The organism is Micromonospora sp. NPDC007271 (assembly GCF_040634005.1).
In the GTDB taxonomy this organism is placed as follows: domain Bacteria; phylum Actinomycetota; class Actinomycetes; order Mycobacteriales; family Micromonosporaceae; genus Micromonospora.
Genome location: NZ_JBEYER010000016.1, coordinates 14,629 through 31,374, shown reverse-complemented (window position 1 = coordinate 31,374; position 16,746 = coordinate 14,629). Strand labels below are relative to the sequence as shown.

Sequence of the window (16,746 nt, the reverse complement as noted above, 5' to 3'; positions counted from 1 at the left end):
GGGTGTTAGGAGGGGCCCCTTCCTATACCGGAGGCGTTAACCGGGGCCCCTTCCTTTCACGCGGCCCGGAGCAGTTCGGCGGCCCGCTCCGGGGCGATGTCGTTGATGAACACGCCCATCGCCGACTCCGAGCCGGCCAGGTACTTCAGCTTGTCCCCGGCCCGCCGGATGCTGAACAGCTGCAGGTGCAGATGGCCGAGGTCCCGGTCCACGTGCACCGGGGCCTGGTGCCAGGCGGAGATGTAGGGCATCGGCGCATCGAACAGCCTGTCGAAGCGACGCAGCACGTCCAGGTAGAGCGGACCGAACCCGTCCCGCTCGGCGTCGTCCAGCGCCGGGATGTCCGGCACCGCGCGGTGCGGGGCCACGTGCACCTCGAACGGCCACCGGGCGGCCGCCGGCACGTACGCCGTCCAGTGCTCGTTGCTCGCCACCACCCGGTCCCCGGCGGCGCGCTCGGCGGCGAGCACGTCCGCGTACAGGTTGCCGCCGGTGCGCTCGGCGTGCCGCCGGGCGGCGGCGAGCATCGCCCGGGTGCGGGGCGTCACGAAGGGGTACGCGTAGATCTGGCCGTGCGGGTGGTGCAGCGTCACGCCGATCTCCACGCCCCGGTTCTCGAACGGGAAGACCTGCTCCACCCCGGGCAGCTCGCCCAGCGCGGTGGTCCGGTCGGCGAGCGCGTCCAGCACGGTCCGCACCCGCCGCGGGGAGAGGCCGGCGAACGAGGCGTGGTGGTCGTCGGTGAAGCAGACCACCTCGCACCGGCCGCGCCCCGGGCGCACGGGAGTGAACGGGGTGATCCGGGCCGGCTCCTCGGCGACCCGCTGGCTCAACGACGGGAAGCGGTTCTCGAAGACGGCCACGTCGTAGTCGCGGGCGGGGATCTCGCTGAGCCGGCCGTCCCGGGACGGGCAGAGGGGGCACTGGTCGGCCGGGGGGAGGAAGGTGCGGGTCTGCCGGTGCACCGCGACCGCCACCCACTCGCCGGTGAGCGGGTCGTACCGGAGCTGCGACGCCGGCGGCGGCGGGGGCAGCTCGCGCCGGTCCGGCTGGTCGCGGACCGCGTCGTCCCGCTCGTCGAAGTAGATGAGTTCCCGGCCGTCGGCCAGTTCGATCCGCGTACGCTTCATTCCGCCCTCTCGGTGCCCGGGACGACGACCACCAGCTCGCCCACCCTGTCCTCGAGTACCCGGCGCGCGTCCGCGGCCAACCGGTCGTCGGTGACCAGCACGTCGGCGGCGTCCAGCCCGACGATCGACGAGATGCCGACCGTGCCCCACTTGGTGTGGTCGGCGAGCACCACCAGCCGGTCGGCCGCGGCCACCAGGGCCCGGTTCGTGTCCGCCTCCATCAGGTTCGGGGTGGTGAACCCGGCGCGCTCGCTGATCCCGTGCACGCCGAGGAAGAGCAGGTCCAGGTGGAGCGTCCCGAGCGCCGCCACGGCCAGCGGGCCGACCAGCGCGTCCGAGGGGGTACGCACCCCGCCGGTGAGCACCACGGTCTGGTCCGGCCGGCCGCCGACGTGCAGGATCTCGGCCACCGGGAGCGAGTTCGTCACCACGGTCAGCCCGGGCACCTCGACCAGGCGGCGGGCCAGCTCGGCGGTGGTCGTGCCGGCGGACAGGGCGATCGCGGCACCGGGGCGGACCAGCCGGGCGGCGTGGCCGGCGATCGCCGCCTTCTCGGCCGACTGCCGGACCGACTTGGCGCGGAAGCCGGGCTCGTCGGTCGAGCCGGGGCCGGCGAGGGTCGCCCCGCCGTGCACCTTGGCCAGCAGGCCCCGCTCGTGCAGCGCCTCCAGGTCGCGGCGGATGGTCATGTCGGAGACGCCGAACTCGCCGGCCAGCTCGGTGACCCGTGCGCCCCCGGCGGCGCGGACCCGTTCCAGGATGGCCGCCTGCCGCTGCCGCGCCAGCATCCGCCGTCACCTCCGGACCTCGCGACCACGTGTCCACGCGGTCGCACGCGTTCCAACAATGACGAACATTAGCGCGCAGGCGGGGCGCGGCGGAAGGAAGGGGCGGGTCCACCGCCCACGGACGGCGGCGACGGCCCGCGACGGTCAGCCGCAAGGGAAGCGGGGCGACACCCGGCCGGCCCCGGTCAGGCGGACTGGAGGCGGGGCTCCACCCAGCCGGTCTCGGTCAGGTGGTCCATCACCCGCTGGACCGCCTCCTCGACGGTCATGTCGGTGGTGTCCACCACCAGGTCGGCGTCGGTCGGCTCCTCGTACGGGTCGTCGATGCCGGTCATCCCGGTGAGCAGGCCGGCCCGGGCGCGGGCGTACAGGCCCTTGCGGTCACGCTGCTCGCACACCTCCAGCGGAGTGGCGACGTGGACCAGCAGGAAACCCGCCCCGGCGGCGTGGGCCATCTCCCGGGCGGTGGCCCGGGCCGCCGCGTACGGGGCGATCGGGCAGCAGATGCCGACCCCCCGGTGCCGGGCGATCTCGGCGGCCACCCAGCCGATCCGACGCACGTTGGCGTCCCGGTCGGCCTTGCTGAAGCCCAGCCCGGCGGAGAGCTCCCGGCGCACCACGTCGCCGTCGAGCAGGGTGATGCTCCGCTCGCCGCCCTCGCGCAGCACGTCGGCCAGGCCGCGGGCGATGGTCGACTTGCCGGAGCCGGACAGCCCGGTCAGGAAGATCACCAGGCCGCGGTGCCGGCGTGGCGGACGGGCCCGGGCCAGCTCCTTCGCCACCGCCGGCGGGGTGTGCCACTCGGGCAGGGGGAAGCCGCGGTCCAGCAGGTCGTCGATCTCCTCCTGGCTGAGCGCCTGCCGCCGGTTGCGCGGCGGGATGTCCTCCCGCCAGCGCCACTGCCCGTCCCGGTTGTCGTACGCCAACTCCCGGGGCACCAGCACCCGCAGGCCGGCCCCGGAGAGCATCCCCTCGGTGGAGAGCAGGTGGGTCACGCCGTACGCGGCGGCGACCCGGGCGCGGAGCAGGGCGTCGCTGATCTCGTCGCGTCGCCTCACCAGCGGCACCGCCACCAGGGTGGCCGGGGGCATCCGGTCGCGGGCGGCGAACACCGCGCGGACCAGCGCCTCGGACGGCAGCCCGCCGTTGCCCTCCTCGCCCACCGGGATCATCACCAGCAGGTGCGCGGCCAGTGTGCGGGCGGCGTGCGCGATCTGTGCGAGCTGCGGCCGGTGCAACGGCCGGTCGGCGAAGACGCCGAGCACCCGGCCCGGCGGCAGCAGCGACCTGACCTCCTCGGGGCTGCGCCGCAGCCGCTGGAACGGCCCGTGGCCGCCGTCGCCGAGCCGGCGGACCGCGCCACCGACGCCCACCGTGCCCTCGCGGACCGGCCAGACGTCGGCCACGTCCATCGCGGCCACCGGGGCGCCCTCGCCGTCGGTGAGCACCAGCGCTCGGCGCAGCGGGTCGCCCAGCTCCAGTGCCTCGGCGAGGGTCGCCGGCACGTGCAGGGTCACCGGCACCGGCCACGGCGTGCCGTCGGCCAGCTTGCCGCGCCGGTTCAACGCGGCCAGGTCGGCCCGGGTCATGAAGCCGGTCAGCGGGGCGTACGCCCCGGTCAGCAGCAACTCCAGATCGGCCAGTTCGCCGGTGCGAGGCGCGTACGCCGGCGCGTCCCGCAACACGTCCTCGGGCAGCACCCACCCGTTGCTCATCAAACCCCCAACTCACCGGCCGGCACACAGTTTCTCAGCACACCGGCCTCCGGTCGAGAGCGCCACTCCACCTCCCGTCGGCCGGGGCGGCGCCGGTCGCGATGCGCCGACGGCCGGCGGCGGGACGGCGCCGAACGACGCTTCCCAGCGTACGCAACGGGCGAAGCCGCTGGTCAGCCCGCTGCGCGCGAGCCGGCCCGGGAACCGGTGCGCCCGCGCCGCACGTCCGAGCGTGCCCACCGGACGGCCGCCCGCCGCGGCCGGGCCGGCCGGACGGCCGGTGCGAACCGGCCGTCCGGCCAGCGCGACCTGAAGATCCGGACCGTCCGCGCCGCCCGCATCGGCCGGCCTCCCGCCCGGCGTGGCGGACGCTCCGCACCCGGGCGTGCCGACCCCCGTCCGGGCGGAATCAGGGGTATCCCCGAGCGTTTCCTGATACCCGCGGCGGGCTTCCCTTTCTACGCTGGTCGTCGTGACACTGCTCGCGACCGAGTCGCTGACCAAGACGTACGGAGGTCGAGTCACCGCGCTGGCCGACCTCACGGTGTCGGTCGAGCCGGGGATCATCGGACTGGTCGGCGCCAACGGCGCGGGCAAGTCCACGCTGATCAAGATCCTGCTGGGCCTGCTCCCTCCGACCAGTGGCCGGGTCTCCGTGCTCGGCCTCGACCCCACCACCGACCCGGCGGCGGTCCGCGCCCGGGTCGGCTACATGCCCGAACACGACGCCCTCCCGCCCGACCTCTCCGCCGCCGAACTGGTCACCCACCTGGGGCGGATCAGCGGCCTGCCGCGGACGGTCGCCCGGGAACGGGCCTCCGAGGCGCTGCGCCACGTCGGCCTGCACGAGGAGCGCCACCGGGCCGTCGGTGGCTACTCCACCGGCATGAAGCAGCGGGTGAAGCTCGCCCAGGCCCTGGTCCACGACCCGGACCTGCTGCTGCTCGACGAGCCCACCAACGGCCTCGACCCGGCCGGCCGGGACGCCATGCTCGCCCTGATCCACCGGATCGGCACCGAGTTCGGCATCTCGGTCGTGGTCTGCTCGCACCTGCTCGGCGAGGTGGAGCGGATCTGCGACACGCTCGTCGCGATCGACGGTGGGCGGCTGCTGCGCGCCGACCGGGTGGCCGCGATGACCTCCGCCACCGACGTGCTCGCGGTGGAGGTGAGCGAGGGTACGGACGACCTGGCCGCCCGGCTCGCCGCGCTCGACCTGCCGGTGTCCCGGGAGGGGCGGCTGCTGCTCGTGCCGCTCGCCGACGACGCCACCTACGACCTGATCCTCGGCGCGGTCGCCGAGCTGGACCTGCCGCTGCACCGGCTGGACCAGCGGCGGCACCGGGTGGCCGAACTCTTCGCCACGAGGGAGCCCAGCCATGTCTGAGCCGACCGGCGTCATCCACGACATCGGCTACCAGCGCTACACCGGCCCCCGGCTGGGCCGCCGGCACGTCTTCGGCGCGCTCTACCTGCACGGCCTGCGGACCGCGTTCGGCCTCGGCCGGTCCGCCAAGGCGAAGATCTTCCCCTGGCTGGTGCTCGGCATCGTGGTGGTGGTCGCCGCCGGGCTGACCGCGGTACGCACCCAGACCGGCCAGGTGGTCATGACGTACGCCCAGTTCGCCGACGCGATGAGCTGGCTGGTCATCTTCTTCGTCGCGGTGGTCGGGCCGGAGCTGGTCTCCCGCGACCTACGCAGTGGCGTGCTGCCGCTCTACTTCTCCCGGCCGCTGCCCCGCGGCGACTACGCGCTGGCCAAGCTCGGCGCGCTGGTCACCGCGCTCTGGCTGCTGCTCGGCGCACCTCAGCTGGTGATGTTCCTCGGCGCCGCGTTCACCACCGACGACGGGCTGCGCGGGGTCTGGAACGAGCTCGGTGACCTGCTGCCCGGCCTGCTCTACGCGGCCCTGTGGGCGGTGGTCTTCGCCTCGGTCGGGCTGCTCATCGCCTCACTCACCGGCAAGCGGGCGTTCGCGGCCGGGGGCATCGTGGCCGCGTTCCTGATGACCACCCCGATCGTCGGCACCCTGTCGATCATGCCGTCCCGGGCGGTCAACGAGCTGGCCATGCTCGCCTCGCCGTCCACCCTGGTGCAGGGCGTCGGCCTCTACACCCTCGGCGACCTGCTGGCGCCCGGCGCGGCGGTGGACCGGATGATCGGCGATTTCGGCCCGGTCTACCTGGCCGCCGCCGTGCTACTGGTGGCCGGCTGCGTCGCCCTGCTGCTGCTGCGATACCGGAAGGTGGCCGCCCGATGACCACGATCAGCGCGGAGCGGGCGGCCCCGGCCACCCCCGCCTCCACCCTCGACCTCGCCGGCGTCTCCCGTTGGTACGGCAACGTGGTGGCGGTCAACGACGTCACCATGCGGCTCGGGCCCGGGGTGACCGGCCTGCTCGGGCCCAACGGCGCCGGCAAGACCACCCTGCTGCACATGATGGCCGGCTTCCTCGCCCCGTCCCGGGGCGCGGTCACCCTCGACGGGGAGCCGACCTGGCGCAACCCGGGCGTCTACCGGCGGCTCGGCCTGGTCAGCGAGCGGGAGGCGGTGCACGCCTTCCTCTCCGCGTACGAGTTCGTGCTGGCCAGCGCGAAGCTGCACCGGCTGCCCGACCCGGAGGCCGCGGCCCGCCGGGCGATCGACCTGGTCGAGATGGCCGACGCGCAGGACCGGCGGATCGGCACGTACTCCAAGGGGATGCGGCAGCGCACCCGGGTGGCCGCGGCGCTGGTCCACGACCCGCAGGTGCTGCTGCTCGACGAGCCGTTCAACGGGATGGACCCGCGGCAGCGGCTGCACATGATGGCCCTGCTGCACCGCCTCGGCGACGCCGGCCGGACCATCCTGTTCAGCTCGCACATCCTGGAGGAGGTCGAGCAGGTCTCCGGCACCGTCCAGGTGATGGTCGCCGGACGGCTGGCCGCCTCCGGCGACTACCGGACCATCCGGCGGCTGATGACCAACCGGCCGCACGTCTTCGCGATCCGCTCCACCGACGACCGGGCCCTCGCGGTCGCGCTGATCGCCGAGCCCTCGGTGACCGGGGTGGAGCTGGGCCGGGACGGGCTCACCGTCCGGGCCGGCGACTACGGCGCCTTCACCCGGGCGCTGCCGAAGATCGCGCTGACCCGGGGCGTCCGGGTCCGGTCCCTGACGCCCGAGGACGAATCGCTGGAGAGCGTCTTCTCCTATCTGGTGGGGAGCTGACATGTCGACCGTTACCTGGATCACCGCACGCGGGCTGTTCGGCCGGCGCCGGTTCCTGCTGCTGCTCCCGCTGCCCGCGCTGCTGCTGGTGCTCGCGATCGTCTCCCGGTCGTTGGGCGTACACCCGAGCCAGTGGGGGCCGCCGGTGCTGGTCGGGCTCGGGCTGGCCGTGGTGCTGCCGGTGGTCGCGCTGATCGTCGGCACCGGAGTGCTCGGTGCCGAGATCGACGACGGCACGGTGGTGCACATCCTCACCAAGCCGCTGCCGCGCTGGCAGATCGTGCTGCCCAAGCTCGCCGTGGCGGCCGGGGTCAGCGCGGCCACCGTCGCCGTCCCGCTCTACGTCGCGGGGGTGCTCGCCGACTCGGTACGCCTCGGCCTGGGGCTCGCCGCCGCGTCGGCGCTGGGCGCCCTGGCGTACTCGGCGCTGTTCCTGGCGCTCAGCCTGCTGACCCGGCGGCCCGTGCTGCTCGGCCTGGTCTACGTGCTGATCTGGGAGGGGCTGCTCGGCCGGTTCGTGGACGGCACCAGGGTGCTCTCCATCCAGCAGTGGGTGATCGCCCTCGCCGACCGGATGGCCCCCACCGAGCTGCTCGGCACCACTGTCTCGGTTCCGGTGGCGGCGATCCTGACCGCCCTGGTGGCGGTCGGCTCCACCGCCCTCGCCATCGACCGCCTCCGCTCCTTCTCGGTCGCCGGCGAGACCAGCTGACCGCCGGCGCCGGGAGCTGAGCGCGCCGGCCGGGCCGGCGTCGTCTTCGCCCCGTCCGCCGGGCACGACCCGAGCGCGTCGCGTGGGATGGCGAGACACTTCGCGAGTGATATGACGGTGAGGCATATTTATGCCTCACCGTCATATCGCTCAAAGTCTTCCTCGTCCGCACTGGCCGTTACGTTCCGTTGTCATCGGGTCGCCTCCGCCCGGCCACCAGCCGGCGCGGCCGCGTGGCGGACTGGCTCAGAAGGCGCAGGCGACGACCAGCTCGGGGGTGCGGTCGGGGAGGAGGTCGAGCTTGGTGATCCGGCCCGCCGCGCGGAGGTCGTCGGCGACCAGGGTGAGCTGGTCGAGCAGGGCCGCCGGGCCGAGCGCCTCGGCCAGCGGCACGTCCGCCTTCATCGACAGCTTTCGCTCGGATTTGGCCCGCCGCACCTGGCCCAGCGCGTCGGCGGCCAGCCGCAGCAGCTCCGGGTCACCCGGCGCCTGCACCGCCCGGCCCACCTCGTACGTGGTGGGCCACGGGGCGCGGTGCACCGAGCCGTACCGCCACCAGGACCAGACCTCCTCGGTGACGAAGGGCAGGACCGGGGCGAACAGCCGCAACTGCACCGAGAGCGCGGTGGCCAGCGCGGCCCGCGCCGAGTCCGCCCCCGGCCCGGAGCCGTAGGCGCGTTCCTTCACCAACTCGATGTAGTCGTCGCAGAACCGCCAGAAGAACGCCTCCGTCGCCATCAGCGCGGCCGTGTGGTCGTACGCGTCGAACGCGGACGTCGCCACCCCGACCACGCCGGAGAGTTCGGCGAGCATGGCGGTGTCCAGCGGCTCGGTCGCCGGGGCCCGCAACGCGTCGGCGGCGCCCAGCCCGAGGGCGAACTTCGAGGCGTTGAGCAGCTTGGTGGCGAGTCGCCGCCCCACCTTGATCTGCGCCGGGTCGAACGCCAGGTCCATCCCGGGCTTGCCGCTCGCGGCCCAGTAGCGGACCGCGTCCGAGCCGTGCTGCTGCAGCAGGGCCATCGGGGTGACCACGTTCCCCTTGGACTTGGACATCTTCTTCCGGTCCGGGTCGAGGATCCAGCCGGAGAGTTCCACGTCCCGCCAGGGCAGCACGCCGAACTCCAGGTGGGACCGGAGCAGGGTGGCGAAGAGCCAGGTCCGGATGATGTCGTGCCCCTGCGGGCGCAGGTCCATCGGGAACACCAGGCGGAACAGCTCCGGGTCGGTCTCCCAACCACCCACGATCTGCGGGGTGAGTGAGGAGGTGGCCCAGGTGTCCAGCACGTCCGGGTCGCCGACGAAGCCGCCCGGCAGCCCCCGCTGCGCCTCGTCGTAGCCGGGTGGCGGCTCGCTGGACGGGTCGACCGGAAGCATCGACTCGTCCGGTGTGAGAGGGTGGCACCAGTCCGGCTCGCCAGCGTCGTCGAGCCGGTACCACACCGGCACCGGCACACCGAAGAAGCGTTGCCGGCTGACCAGCCAGTCGCCGGTCAGGCCGCCCACCCAGTGCTCGTAGCGGTGCCGCATGTGCTCCGGCAACCAGCGCAGCTCCCGGCCCCGGGCCAGCAGCTCGTCCCGCAGCCCGGCGTCCCGGCCGCCGTTGCGCAGGTACCACTGCCGGGTCGAGACGATCTCCAGTGGGCGGTCGCCGCGCTCGTAGAACTTCACCGGGTGGGTGATCGGGCGCGGCTCGCCGACCAGGTCGCCGGCGTCGGCCAGCAGTTCGACCACGGTCCGCCGGGCGCCGTTCACGGTCTGCCCGGCCAGCGCGGCGTAGGGCTCCGTCGGCACCCCGGCCGGCGGCTCGGGCAGCAGCCGCCCGTCCCGGCCGATCACCACCCGGGTGTCGAGCTGCAGCTCCCGCCACCAGGTCACGTCGGTCAGGTCACCGAAGGTGCAGACCATCGCGATGCCCGTGCCCTTGGCCGGGTCCGCCAGCGGATGCGCGCGCACCGGCACCTCGACCCCGAAGACCGGGGTACGCACCGACGCGCCGACCAGGTCCGCGTACCGCTCGTCGTCGGGGTGGCAGACCAGCGCCACGCAGGCCGGCAGCAGCTCGGGCCGGGTGGTGTCGATCAGCACCGCACGCCCACCCGGTCCGGGGAACCGCAGCCGGTGGTACGCGCCGGGCCGCTCCCGGTCCTCCAACTCGGCCTGCGCCACGGCGGTGGCGAACCCGACGTCCCAGAGCGTCGGCGCCTCCGCCTGGTACGCCTCGCCCCGGGCCAGGTTGCGCAGGAACGCCCGCTGGCTGGTCGCCCGGGCCACCCGCCCGATCGTGGTGTACGTCAGCGACCAGTCCACCGACAGCCCGAGCCGCCGCCACAGCGCCTCGAAGACCTGCTCGTCGGCCGCGGTCAGCCGTTCGCACAGCTCGATGAAGTTGCGCCGGGAGATCGGGGCCGGGTCCTTGCGAGCCGCCTCGCTCACCGGCGTGGCCGGCGGCTGCCAGTCGGGGTCGTACGGCAGGGCCGGGTCGCAGCGCACCGCGTACACGTTCTGCACCCGCCGCTCGGTGGGCAGGCCGTTGTCGTCCCAGCCCATCGGGTAGAAGACCGTCCGGCCGCGCATCCGCTGGAACCGGGCCACCGTGTCGGTGTGCGTGTAGGAGAAGACGTGCCCCATGTGCAGCTCGCCGGATACGGTCGGCGGCGGGGTGTCGATCGCGTACACGTGCTGGCGCTCCCCTGCGCGGGCGCGGTCGAACGCGTACGTCCCGTCCTCCTGCCAGCGGCGCGCCCAGCTCTCCTCGATGCCGTCCAGCGTCGGACGCTCGGGGACGCCGGTGCGGGCCGTCCTCTCCGTGTCGGTCATCAGCCGATGGTAGGCAGCCGGCCCGGGCCGCTCCACGACATTACGTGCCGCGTCGGCCACGGACCGTCCGGGTCAGCTGGCCGCCGAGCCCTCATGACCGAGAAGCCACCGCTTCACGTCCAGGCCCCAGCGGTAGCCGCCGAGCGTGCCGTCGGTGCGCAGCACCCGGTGGCACGGGACGAAGAGGGCGATGGCGTTGCGGGCACAGGCCGCCGCGGCGGCGCGGACCGCCGCCGGCCGGCCGGCCAGTTCGGCGAAGCCGGTGTACGTCACCGGCGCGCCCGGTTTCACCTCGCGCAGCACCTGCCAGGCGTCGGCCAGGAAGGCACCGCCGGTGTGCTGCTCGACCGGGACGCTGTCGATCGCGGTCAGGTCACCCTCCAGATAGGCGCGGACGGCGGCGGAGACCGGGCCGAGGTCCGCCCGATCCCGCAGGTCGCCCCGCAGGCTCGGGTGCATCAGCGGCAGCAGGCTGGCCGGTTCGGCGGTGAAGCCGGCCGCGCGGACCCTCCCGTCCGGTGCGGCGAGCACGCTCAACGGCCCGGCGGGGGTGTCGACGATGGTGCTGTCCAGGATGGTCATGCCGCTCTCCAGAGTCGGATCACCGCGTAGGACCGCCAGGGGCGCCAGCGGTCCGCGTACGCGTCAAGGGTCTTCGGGTGGTCGGGTCGGCCGAGCGCCGCGGCGCCCCGCCGTACGCCCAGGTCGGTGGGGAGGAAGACATCGGGGTCGCCGAGGGCCCGCATGGCCACGTAGCCGGCGGTCCAGGGCCCGATCCCGGGCAGCGCGGTCAGCCGCCGTACCGCCTCCTCCCGGTCCCCACCCGGCGCCAGGTCCAGCGAGCCCTCCGCGACGGCCCGCGCGACCGCCCGAATCGTCTCCCGCCGCGCCCCCGGCATCCGAAGCCCCGAGTCCGGCACCGCCAACACCTCCTCCGCGCTGGGAAACGCCCGCAGCTTCTGCTGCTGATCATGAGGTTGGCGGTGGCCTGAGAGATCGACTTCGCCGTCAACCTCATGATCAACCGAGGCGGTGCCGGTCGCCGACAGGAGGTGGGTGAGGGTGGTGCGGGCGGAGCGGAGGGAGATCTGCTGGGTGGTGATCGCACGGACGGCCATCTCGAAGCCGTCGACGGCGTGGGGGAGGCGGATGCCCGGTTCGGCGGCCACCGCCGGGGCGAGGGCCGGGTCCGCGGCCAGCGTGCCGTCGACCGCGACCGGGTCCGCGTCGAGGTCGAGCAGCCGTCGGCAGCGCGCCACCGCCGGTGCCAGGTCACGCATGTCGGCCAGGCGCAGCGTGGCGGCGACGTGCCCGTCGGCCGGGGTCAGCGCGACGGTGCCGGCTCCGTGCGGCAGCCGCAGTGCCCGGTGGTACGTCCCGTCGCGGACCTCCTCCACGCCGGGCAGGGCCCGCAGGGCGAGGAAGTCCAGCAGCGCCGCCGCGTGCAACGGCGGCCGGTACGCCAGCCGCAGCGTGATCGTGCCCGCCCCGCTCGCCGCCGGCCGCCGGCCCCGGGCGACCCGCAGCTCGGACGGCGTCGCCCCGTACACCTCGCGGACCGTGTCGTTGAACTGCCGGACACTGCCGAAGCCGGCGGCGAACGCCACCTCGGCCAGGCCGAGCCCGGTGGTCTCGATGAGGATCCGGGCGGTCTGGGCGCGCTGCGCCCGGGCCAGCGCGAGCGGCCCGGCGCCCAGCTCGGCGCGGAGCATCCGGTGCAGGTGCCGCTCGGTGTAGCCGAGTCGGGCCGCCAGCCCCGGTACGCCGTCCCGGTCGACCACCCCGTCCGAGATCAGCCGCATCGCCCGCCCGACGACGTCCGCCCGGACGTCCCACTGCGGCGAACCCGGGGCGGCGTCCGGCCGGCAGCGGCGGCAGGCCCGCAGTCCCGCGCCCTGTGCGGCGGCGGCCGAGGGGAAGAACCGGACGTTCTGCCGCTTCGGCGTCATCGCCGGGCAGGACGGCCGGCAGTAGATCCCGGTCGACGTCACGCCGGTGTAGAACCAGCCGTCGAAGCGCTGGTCACGGCTGTCGACGGCCCGGTAGCACCGTTCGAAGTCCAACTCCACGCCATCGATACTGCCTCGCAGGTCCACGCCTCGGCTGGCGGGATTCGGACCTCGCCGTACGCCCTCCTGCGTCGATCATGTGGTCCGGGAGATCCACTTCGCCCTCAACCTCATGATCAACCGAGCTGAACGAGGGGGTTGGCCGCGAACTCGGCCAGCCGGGCCCGGTCGTCCTCCGCCACGCACCCGCCCGCGCTTGTTTGTCACCGATACAGACGCCGCAGCTCAACCCCGCTATCCCTGACGCGGCAACGGTTTCCGCCGTCGGAAGTGTCGGTAGTGGTCGGTACGGTCCCGCCAACCAACTCAAGAAAAGGTGCGGGGAATGGCGAGCGTGGCCGGGCGAGGTGCCCGCTGATGCGGTCGGGGCGGATACGGCTGGACCGCGCGGTGGTGCAGGGCTTCTACGACCGGATGCGGGTGGTGGCGCCGGCCGCGTACGGCGCGATCGAGCGGGACCGGGCCGACGACCCGGGGCGCGCCTTCACCGAGACCGCCTGCGGCCGGCTCGCCGGCTCGCTCGACGCGGCGGCGCTGCGGGCGCTCGGCATGTGGGCGCACCACTGGTGCATGCGCTTCTACGACGACGACACCCGGGTCGGCCTGCGGCTCATCCAGGAGATCGCCCGACGGAGCGGGCTGGGCTGGACGGTCGACGAGGTGCGCTGGATGCTCGACCAGTCGTACGCGGCCGGCGCTGCCGCCCCGCACCGGTTCACGTTGCCGCTCGCCGCCGCGGCCGAGCTGCCGCCCGGGGCGCTGCCGGATCGGGGCGACGAGGCGCCGGAGTGGCCACGCCTGCTCGCCGGGTGAGCGTCGGCCCGGTCGCCGGATCGCCGCTGGGCCGGCCCGGCAGTTGGCCGAGCACCATCGCGGTGACCGCCACCGCGAAGCCGACGAGCTGGATCGGGTTGAGCGCCTGCCCCAGCGCCAGCCAGCCGAGGGCGGCGGCGGTCAGCGGGCTGAGCGCGCCGAGCACCGACACCCGGGTGACCGGCAGCCGCGCCGCGCCCCGGAACCAGAGCGCGTACGCCAGGGCGGTGCCGATCAGCCCGAGCCAGGCGTATCCGAGCAGGGCGGGCCCGTCCGGCGCGGGCGGCGCGCCCTCGACGGCGACGGCGACCGGCAGGATCAGCAGACCCCCGGCGACGAGCTGCCAGCTCGTCCCGGCGAGGGTGCCGACGCCGGCCGGCCGTCCCCAGCGGCGGGTGAGCACCAATCCGGTGGCCATCGCGGCGGTGCCGGCGAGTCCGGCCGCCACGCCGAGCGGGTCCAGGCCGGCGCCGGGCCGCAGCACCACCAGTGCCACGCCCAGCGGTGCGACCAGCGCGGCGAACAGCGCCGGCCGGCCGGGCCGCTCGCGGAGGACGGCCACGGTGAGCGCGGCGACCAGGAGGGGTTGGGCCGCGCCCAGCACGGCCGCGGTCCCGCCGGGGAGCCGGTACGCGGCGACGAAGAGCAGCGGGAAGAAGGCGCCGATGTTGAGCGCGCCGAGCAGGGCGGCCCGCCACCACCAGGCGCCTCGCGGTCGCCGGCGGGTCAGGGCGAGCAGCAGCAGCCCGGCCGGCAGGGCCCGGTACGCGCCGGACCAGAGCGGCCGGTCGGCCGGCAGCAGTTCGGCGGTGACCAGGTAGGTGGTGCCCCAGATGATCGGGGCGGCGGCGGTGAGCGCGACATCGATCGAGCGACGATGCATGGTGACCACTTTCCTCGTAGCTAAGTAGCTTAGTGCTAAGCTAATCAGCCTCGAGTGAAGGGGGGAAGTGCGAGGTGCGGCACAATCCGTGCGTGGCAACGGACGACGTGGACGTGATCGTCGAGCAGTGGCGCCGCGAGCGGGCCGGCATGCGGCCCGAACCGATGGCCGTCTTCGGCCGCATCTACCGCCTGGCCCGACTGGTCGGCGACAGCCAGGAGAAGGTGTACGCCGGCTGGGGGATCAGCCGGGGAGAGTTCGACGTGCTGGCCGCGCTGCGCCGCGCCGGCGACCCGTACACCCTGGCGCCGAAGGCGCTCGCCGCCTCGCTGATGCTCACCTCCGGCGGGATGACCGGCCGGCTGGATCGGCTGGAGCGGGCCGGGCTGGTCCGGCGCGCCCCCGACCCCGCGGATCGCCGCGGCCTGCGGGTCAGCCTCACCGACGAGGGCCGGCGGGTGGTCGAGGAGTCCGTCGACGCCGGGCTGGCCGTCCAACGCCGGATCCTCGACGCGCTTTCCCCCGACGACCAGGAACGCCTGGCCGACCTGCTGCGGGCGTTGCTCGCCGCTGCCGAGGCGGGCGAGGCCGATCGGGCAGGATGATTTTGATCGCCACCGACCGGAAGGATGGCCATGCCCGCCAGCGAACCGACCATTGTCGCCACCAGCACGGGCTTCAGCAGCCGCCGCCGCGGGCCGTGGGACGCGCAGCCCGGGCCGGTCTTCGAGCTGATGGCCGAGCTGGCGGAGGCCGGCGACGCGCCGAAGATCTGCTACCTGAACCAGGCCGTGGGTGACCAGCCCACCTCGTACACCGTGTTCTACGGAGCGTTCGCCGGCACCCGGTTCCGCCCGTCCCACCTGGCCCTGTTCCCGATGCCCAACGTCGAGGACATCCGGGCCCACCTGCTCGCCCAGGACATCGTCTGGGTCGGCGGCGGCAGCGTCGCCAACCTCTGCGCGGTGTGGCGGGTGCACGGCCTCCAGGACATCCTGCACGAGTGCTGGCAGGCCGGCGTGGTGCTGGGCGGGGTCTCCGCCGGGTCGATCTGCTGGCACCTGGGCGGTGCCACGGACAGCTTCGGCCCGACCCTGCGGCCGTTCACCGAGGGGCTGGGCTGGCTCCCGTACGGCAACGGCGTGCACTACGACGGCGAGGAGCAGCGCCGGCCGCTGATGCACCGGCTGGTCGCCGACGGCACGCTGCCGACCAGCTACTGCACCGACGACGGGGTGGGGCTGGTCTACCGGGGCACCCGGCTGGCCGAGGCGGTGGCGGACCGGGAGGGCGTCGCCGCGTACCGGGTGACCCGGGAAGCGGACGGCAGCGTCCAGGAGACCCGGATCGAACCCCGGCTGCTGGCCGCGCAGCACTCCTGAGCCCGGGGTGCCGGGCAGGCGCGGGTGACCGCCGTCCCTCTTCCCGGCCGGCGCGGGGCCTGCCTGCCCGGCCGTCGCGGCGAACCGCGTAAGCTGGCTCGTCGTGAGTCTCACCATCGGCATCGTCGGCCTGCCCAACGTGGGCAAGAGCACCCTGTTCAACGCGCTGACCAAGAACGACGTGCTCGCCGCGAACTACCCGTTCGCCACCATCGAGCCGAACGTCGGCGTGGTCGGCCTGCCCGACGATCGGCTGAACAAGCTCGCCGAGATCTTCTCCTCGCAGAAGGTGCTGCCGGCGCCGGTCTCGTTCGTCGACATCGCCGGCCTGGTCCGGGGCGCCTCGAAGGGCCAGGGCCGGGGCAACGCGTTCCTGGCCAACATCCGCGACGCCACCGCGATCTGCCAGGTGGTACGCGCCTTCTCCGACCCGAACGTGGTGCACGTCGACGGCAAGGTCTCCCCGGCCGACGACATCGAGACGATCAACACCGAGCTGATCCTGGCCGACCTCCAGACCCTGGAGAAGGCGCTACCCCGGCTGGAGAAGGAGGCCAAGCTCCGCAAGGACCGGGCCGCCGCGGTCGAGGCCGCCAAGAAGGCCGTCGACCTCCTCGACAGCGGCACCACCCTGTACGCGGGCGCGGCGGCAGCCAAGGTCGAGCTGGAACACCTGCGTGAGCTGCACCTGCTCACCACCAAGCCGTTCCTCTACGTCTTCAACGTCGACGAGGCGGAGCTGGGCAACGCCGAGTTCCTCGACGAGCTGCGCGCGCTCGTCGCCCCGGCCGAGGCGGTCTTCATGGACGCCAAGATCGAGTCCGAGCTGGTGGACCTGCCCGAGGAGGAGGCCCGCGAGCTACTGGAGTCGATCGGGCAGTCCGAGCCGGGGCTGGACCAGCTCGTCCGGGTCGGCTTCCGTACCCTCGGGCTCCAGACGTACCTGACGGCCGGTCCGAAGGAGGCGCGGGCCTGGACCGTCCCGGTCGGCGCGACCGCGCCGGAGGCCGCCGGGGTCATCCACAGCGACTTCCAGCGCGGGTTCATCAAGGCCGAGGTGGTCTCCTACGCCGACCTGGTCGAGGCCGGATCGATGGCGGCGGCCAAGGCTGCCGGCAAGGTCCGGATCGAGGGCAAGGAGTACGTCATGCAGGACGGCGACGTCGTGGAGTTCCGCTTCAACGTCTGAATCCGGCACGTTCCGGCAGGTCAGCTACCCCCCGGTG

At 74.0% G+C, this 16,746-nt stretch carries 15 protein-coding genes; 8 read left to right on the top strand and 7 right to left on the bottom strand.

Annotation, left to right across the window (positions count from 1 at the left end):
• Positions 1-56 precede the first annotated feature (56 nt).
• The 3 genes from galT to cysC all read right to left on the bottom strand — a co-directional run bounded on the left by galT (position 57) and on the right by cysC (position 3,633).
• Positions 57-1,130, bottom strand: coding sequence for a galactose-1-phosphate uridylyltransferase (gene galT / locus ABZ570_RS08485; protein WP_358058908.1), 1,074 nt, complete (start codon positions 1,128-1,130; stop codon positions 57-59).
• Positions 1,127-1,918, bottom strand: coding sequence for a DeoR/GlpR family DNA-binding transcription regulator (locus tag ABZ570_RS08480; RefSeq protein ID WP_358058905.1), 792 nt, complete (start codon positions 1,916-1,918; stop codon positions 1,127-1,129). Before ABZ570_RS08480 ends, galT begins: the two co-directional genes overlap by 4 nt.
• 185 nt (positions 1,919-2,103) lie before the next feature.
• Positions 2,104-3,633: an adenylyl-sulfate kinase gene (gene cysC / locus ABZ570_RS08475; RefSeq protein WP_358058902.1), complete on the bottom strand. Its 1,530-nt coding sequence runs from the start codon at positions 3,631-3,633 to the stop codon at positions 2,104-2,106.
• 472 nt (positions 3,634-4,105) lie between these two features.
• On the opposite strand from cysC, the gene ABZ570_RS08470 reads away from it, so the two are divergent.
• Genes ABZ570_RS08470 through ABZ570_RS08455 form a run of 4 tightly spaced genes read left to right on the top strand, consistent with a single transcriptional unit; the run spans position 4,106 to position 7,556 of the window.
• The gene (locus tag ABZ570_RS08470) at positions 4,106-5,020 is read left to right on the top strand and encodes an ABC transporter ATP-binding protein (RefSeq protein WP_358058899.1); all 915 of its coding nucleotides are present in this window, start codon (positions 4,106-4,108) and stop codon (positions 5,018-5,020) included.
• Positions 5,013-5,894: an ABC transporter permease gene (locus tag ABZ570_RS08465; RefSeq protein WP_358058896.1), complete on the top strand. Its 882-nt coding sequence runs from the start codon at positions 5,013-5,015 to the stop codon at positions 5,892-5,894. The genes ABZ570_RS08470 and ABZ570_RS08465 overlap by 8 nt, the downstream gene beginning before the upstream one ends.
• Positions 5,891-6,844 carry an ABC transporter ATP-binding protein gene (locus ABZ570_RS08460; RefSeq protein WP_358058893.1) on the top strand — a complete coding sequence of 318 codons (954 nt, stop codon included), beginning with the start codon at positions 5,891-5,893 and terminating at the stop codon, positions 6,842-6,844. The genes ABZ570_RS08465 and ABZ570_RS08460 overlap by 4 nt, the downstream gene beginning before the upstream one ends.
• 1 nt (position 6,845) lies before the next feature.
• On the top strand, positions 6,846-7,556 hold the full coding sequence (locus ABZ570_RS08455; protein ID WP_358058890.1) for an ABC transporter permease: 711 nt from the start codon (positions 6,846-6,848) through the stop codon (positions 7,554-7,556).
• Between the two features lie 246 nt (positions 7,557-7,802).
• On the opposite strand, the gene valS is transcribed toward ABZ570_RS08455, so the two are convergent.
• The 3 genes from valS to ABZ570_RS08440 form a co-directional block, all read right to left on the bottom strand.
• Positions 7,803-10,373 carry a valine--tRNA ligase gene (gene valS / locus ABZ570_RS08450; RefSeq protein WP_358058887.1) on the bottom strand — a complete coding sequence of 857 codons (2,571 nt, stop codon included), beginning with the start codon at positions 10,371-10,373 and terminating at the stop codon, positions 7,803-7,805.
• Between the two features lie 72 nt (positions 10,374-10,445).
• A complete protein-coding gene (locus tag ABZ570_RS08445; RefSeq protein ID WP_358058884.1) occupies positions 10,446-10,955 on the bottom strand; it encodes a methylated-DNA--[protein]-cysteine S-methyltransferase in 510 nt (169 codons plus the stop codon).
• On the bottom strand, positions 10,952-12,442 hold the full coding sequence (locus ABZ570_RS08440; protein WP_358058881.1) for an AlkA N-terminal domain-containing protein: 1,491 nt from the start codon (positions 12,440-12,442) through the stop codon (positions 10,952-10,954). Before ABZ570_RS08440 ends, ABZ570_RS08445 begins: the two co-directional genes overlap by 4 nt.
• 357 nt (positions 12,443-12,799) lie before the next feature.
• Here ABZ570_RS08440 and ABZ570_RS08435 point away from each other — a divergent pair, with 357 nt between their 5' ends.
• Positions 12,800-13,255, top strand: a complete 456-nt coding sequence (locus tag ABZ570_RS08435; protein ID WP_358058878.1) for a hypothetical protein — start codon at positions 12,800-12,802, stop codon at positions 13,253-13,255.
• Here ABZ570_RS08435 and ABZ570_RS08430 read toward each other — a convergent pair.
• Positions 13,158-14,138, bottom strand: coding sequence for an EamA family transporter (locus ABZ570_RS08430; protein ID WP_358058875.1), 981 nt, complete (start codon positions 14,136-14,138; stop codon positions 13,158-13,160). The two genes, ABZ570_RS08435 and ABZ570_RS08430, sit on opposite strands and share 98 nt — an antisense overlap.
• A gap of 92 nt (positions 14,139-14,230) precedes the next feature.
• Between ABZ570_RS08430 and ABZ570_RS08425 the strand changes: the two genes are divergently transcribed.
• The 3 genes from ABZ570_RS08425 to ychF all read left to right on the top strand — a co-directional run bounded on the left by ABZ570_RS08425 (position 14,231) and on the right by ychF (position 16,709).
• On the top strand, positions 14,231-14,743 hold the full coding sequence (locus tag ABZ570_RS08425; protein WP_358058872.1) for a MarR family transcriptional regulator: 513 nt from the start codon (positions 14,231-14,233) through the stop codon (positions 14,741-14,743).
• A gap of 30 nt (positions 14,744-14,773) precedes the next feature.
• Complete coding sequence (locus ABZ570_RS08420) at positions 14,774-15,520, top strand: peptidase E (RefSeq protein WP_358058869.1); 747 nt, start codon at positions 14,774-14,776, stop codon at positions 15,518-15,520.
• 103 nt (positions 15,521-15,623) lie between these two features.
• Positions 15,624-16,709, top strand: coding sequence for a redox-regulated ATPase YchF (ychF, locus tag ABZ570_RS08415; protein ID WP_358058866.1), 1,086 nt, complete (start codon positions 15,624-15,626; stop codon positions 16,707-16,709).
• The last annotated feature ends 37 nt before the right edge of the window (positions 16,710-16,746 follow it).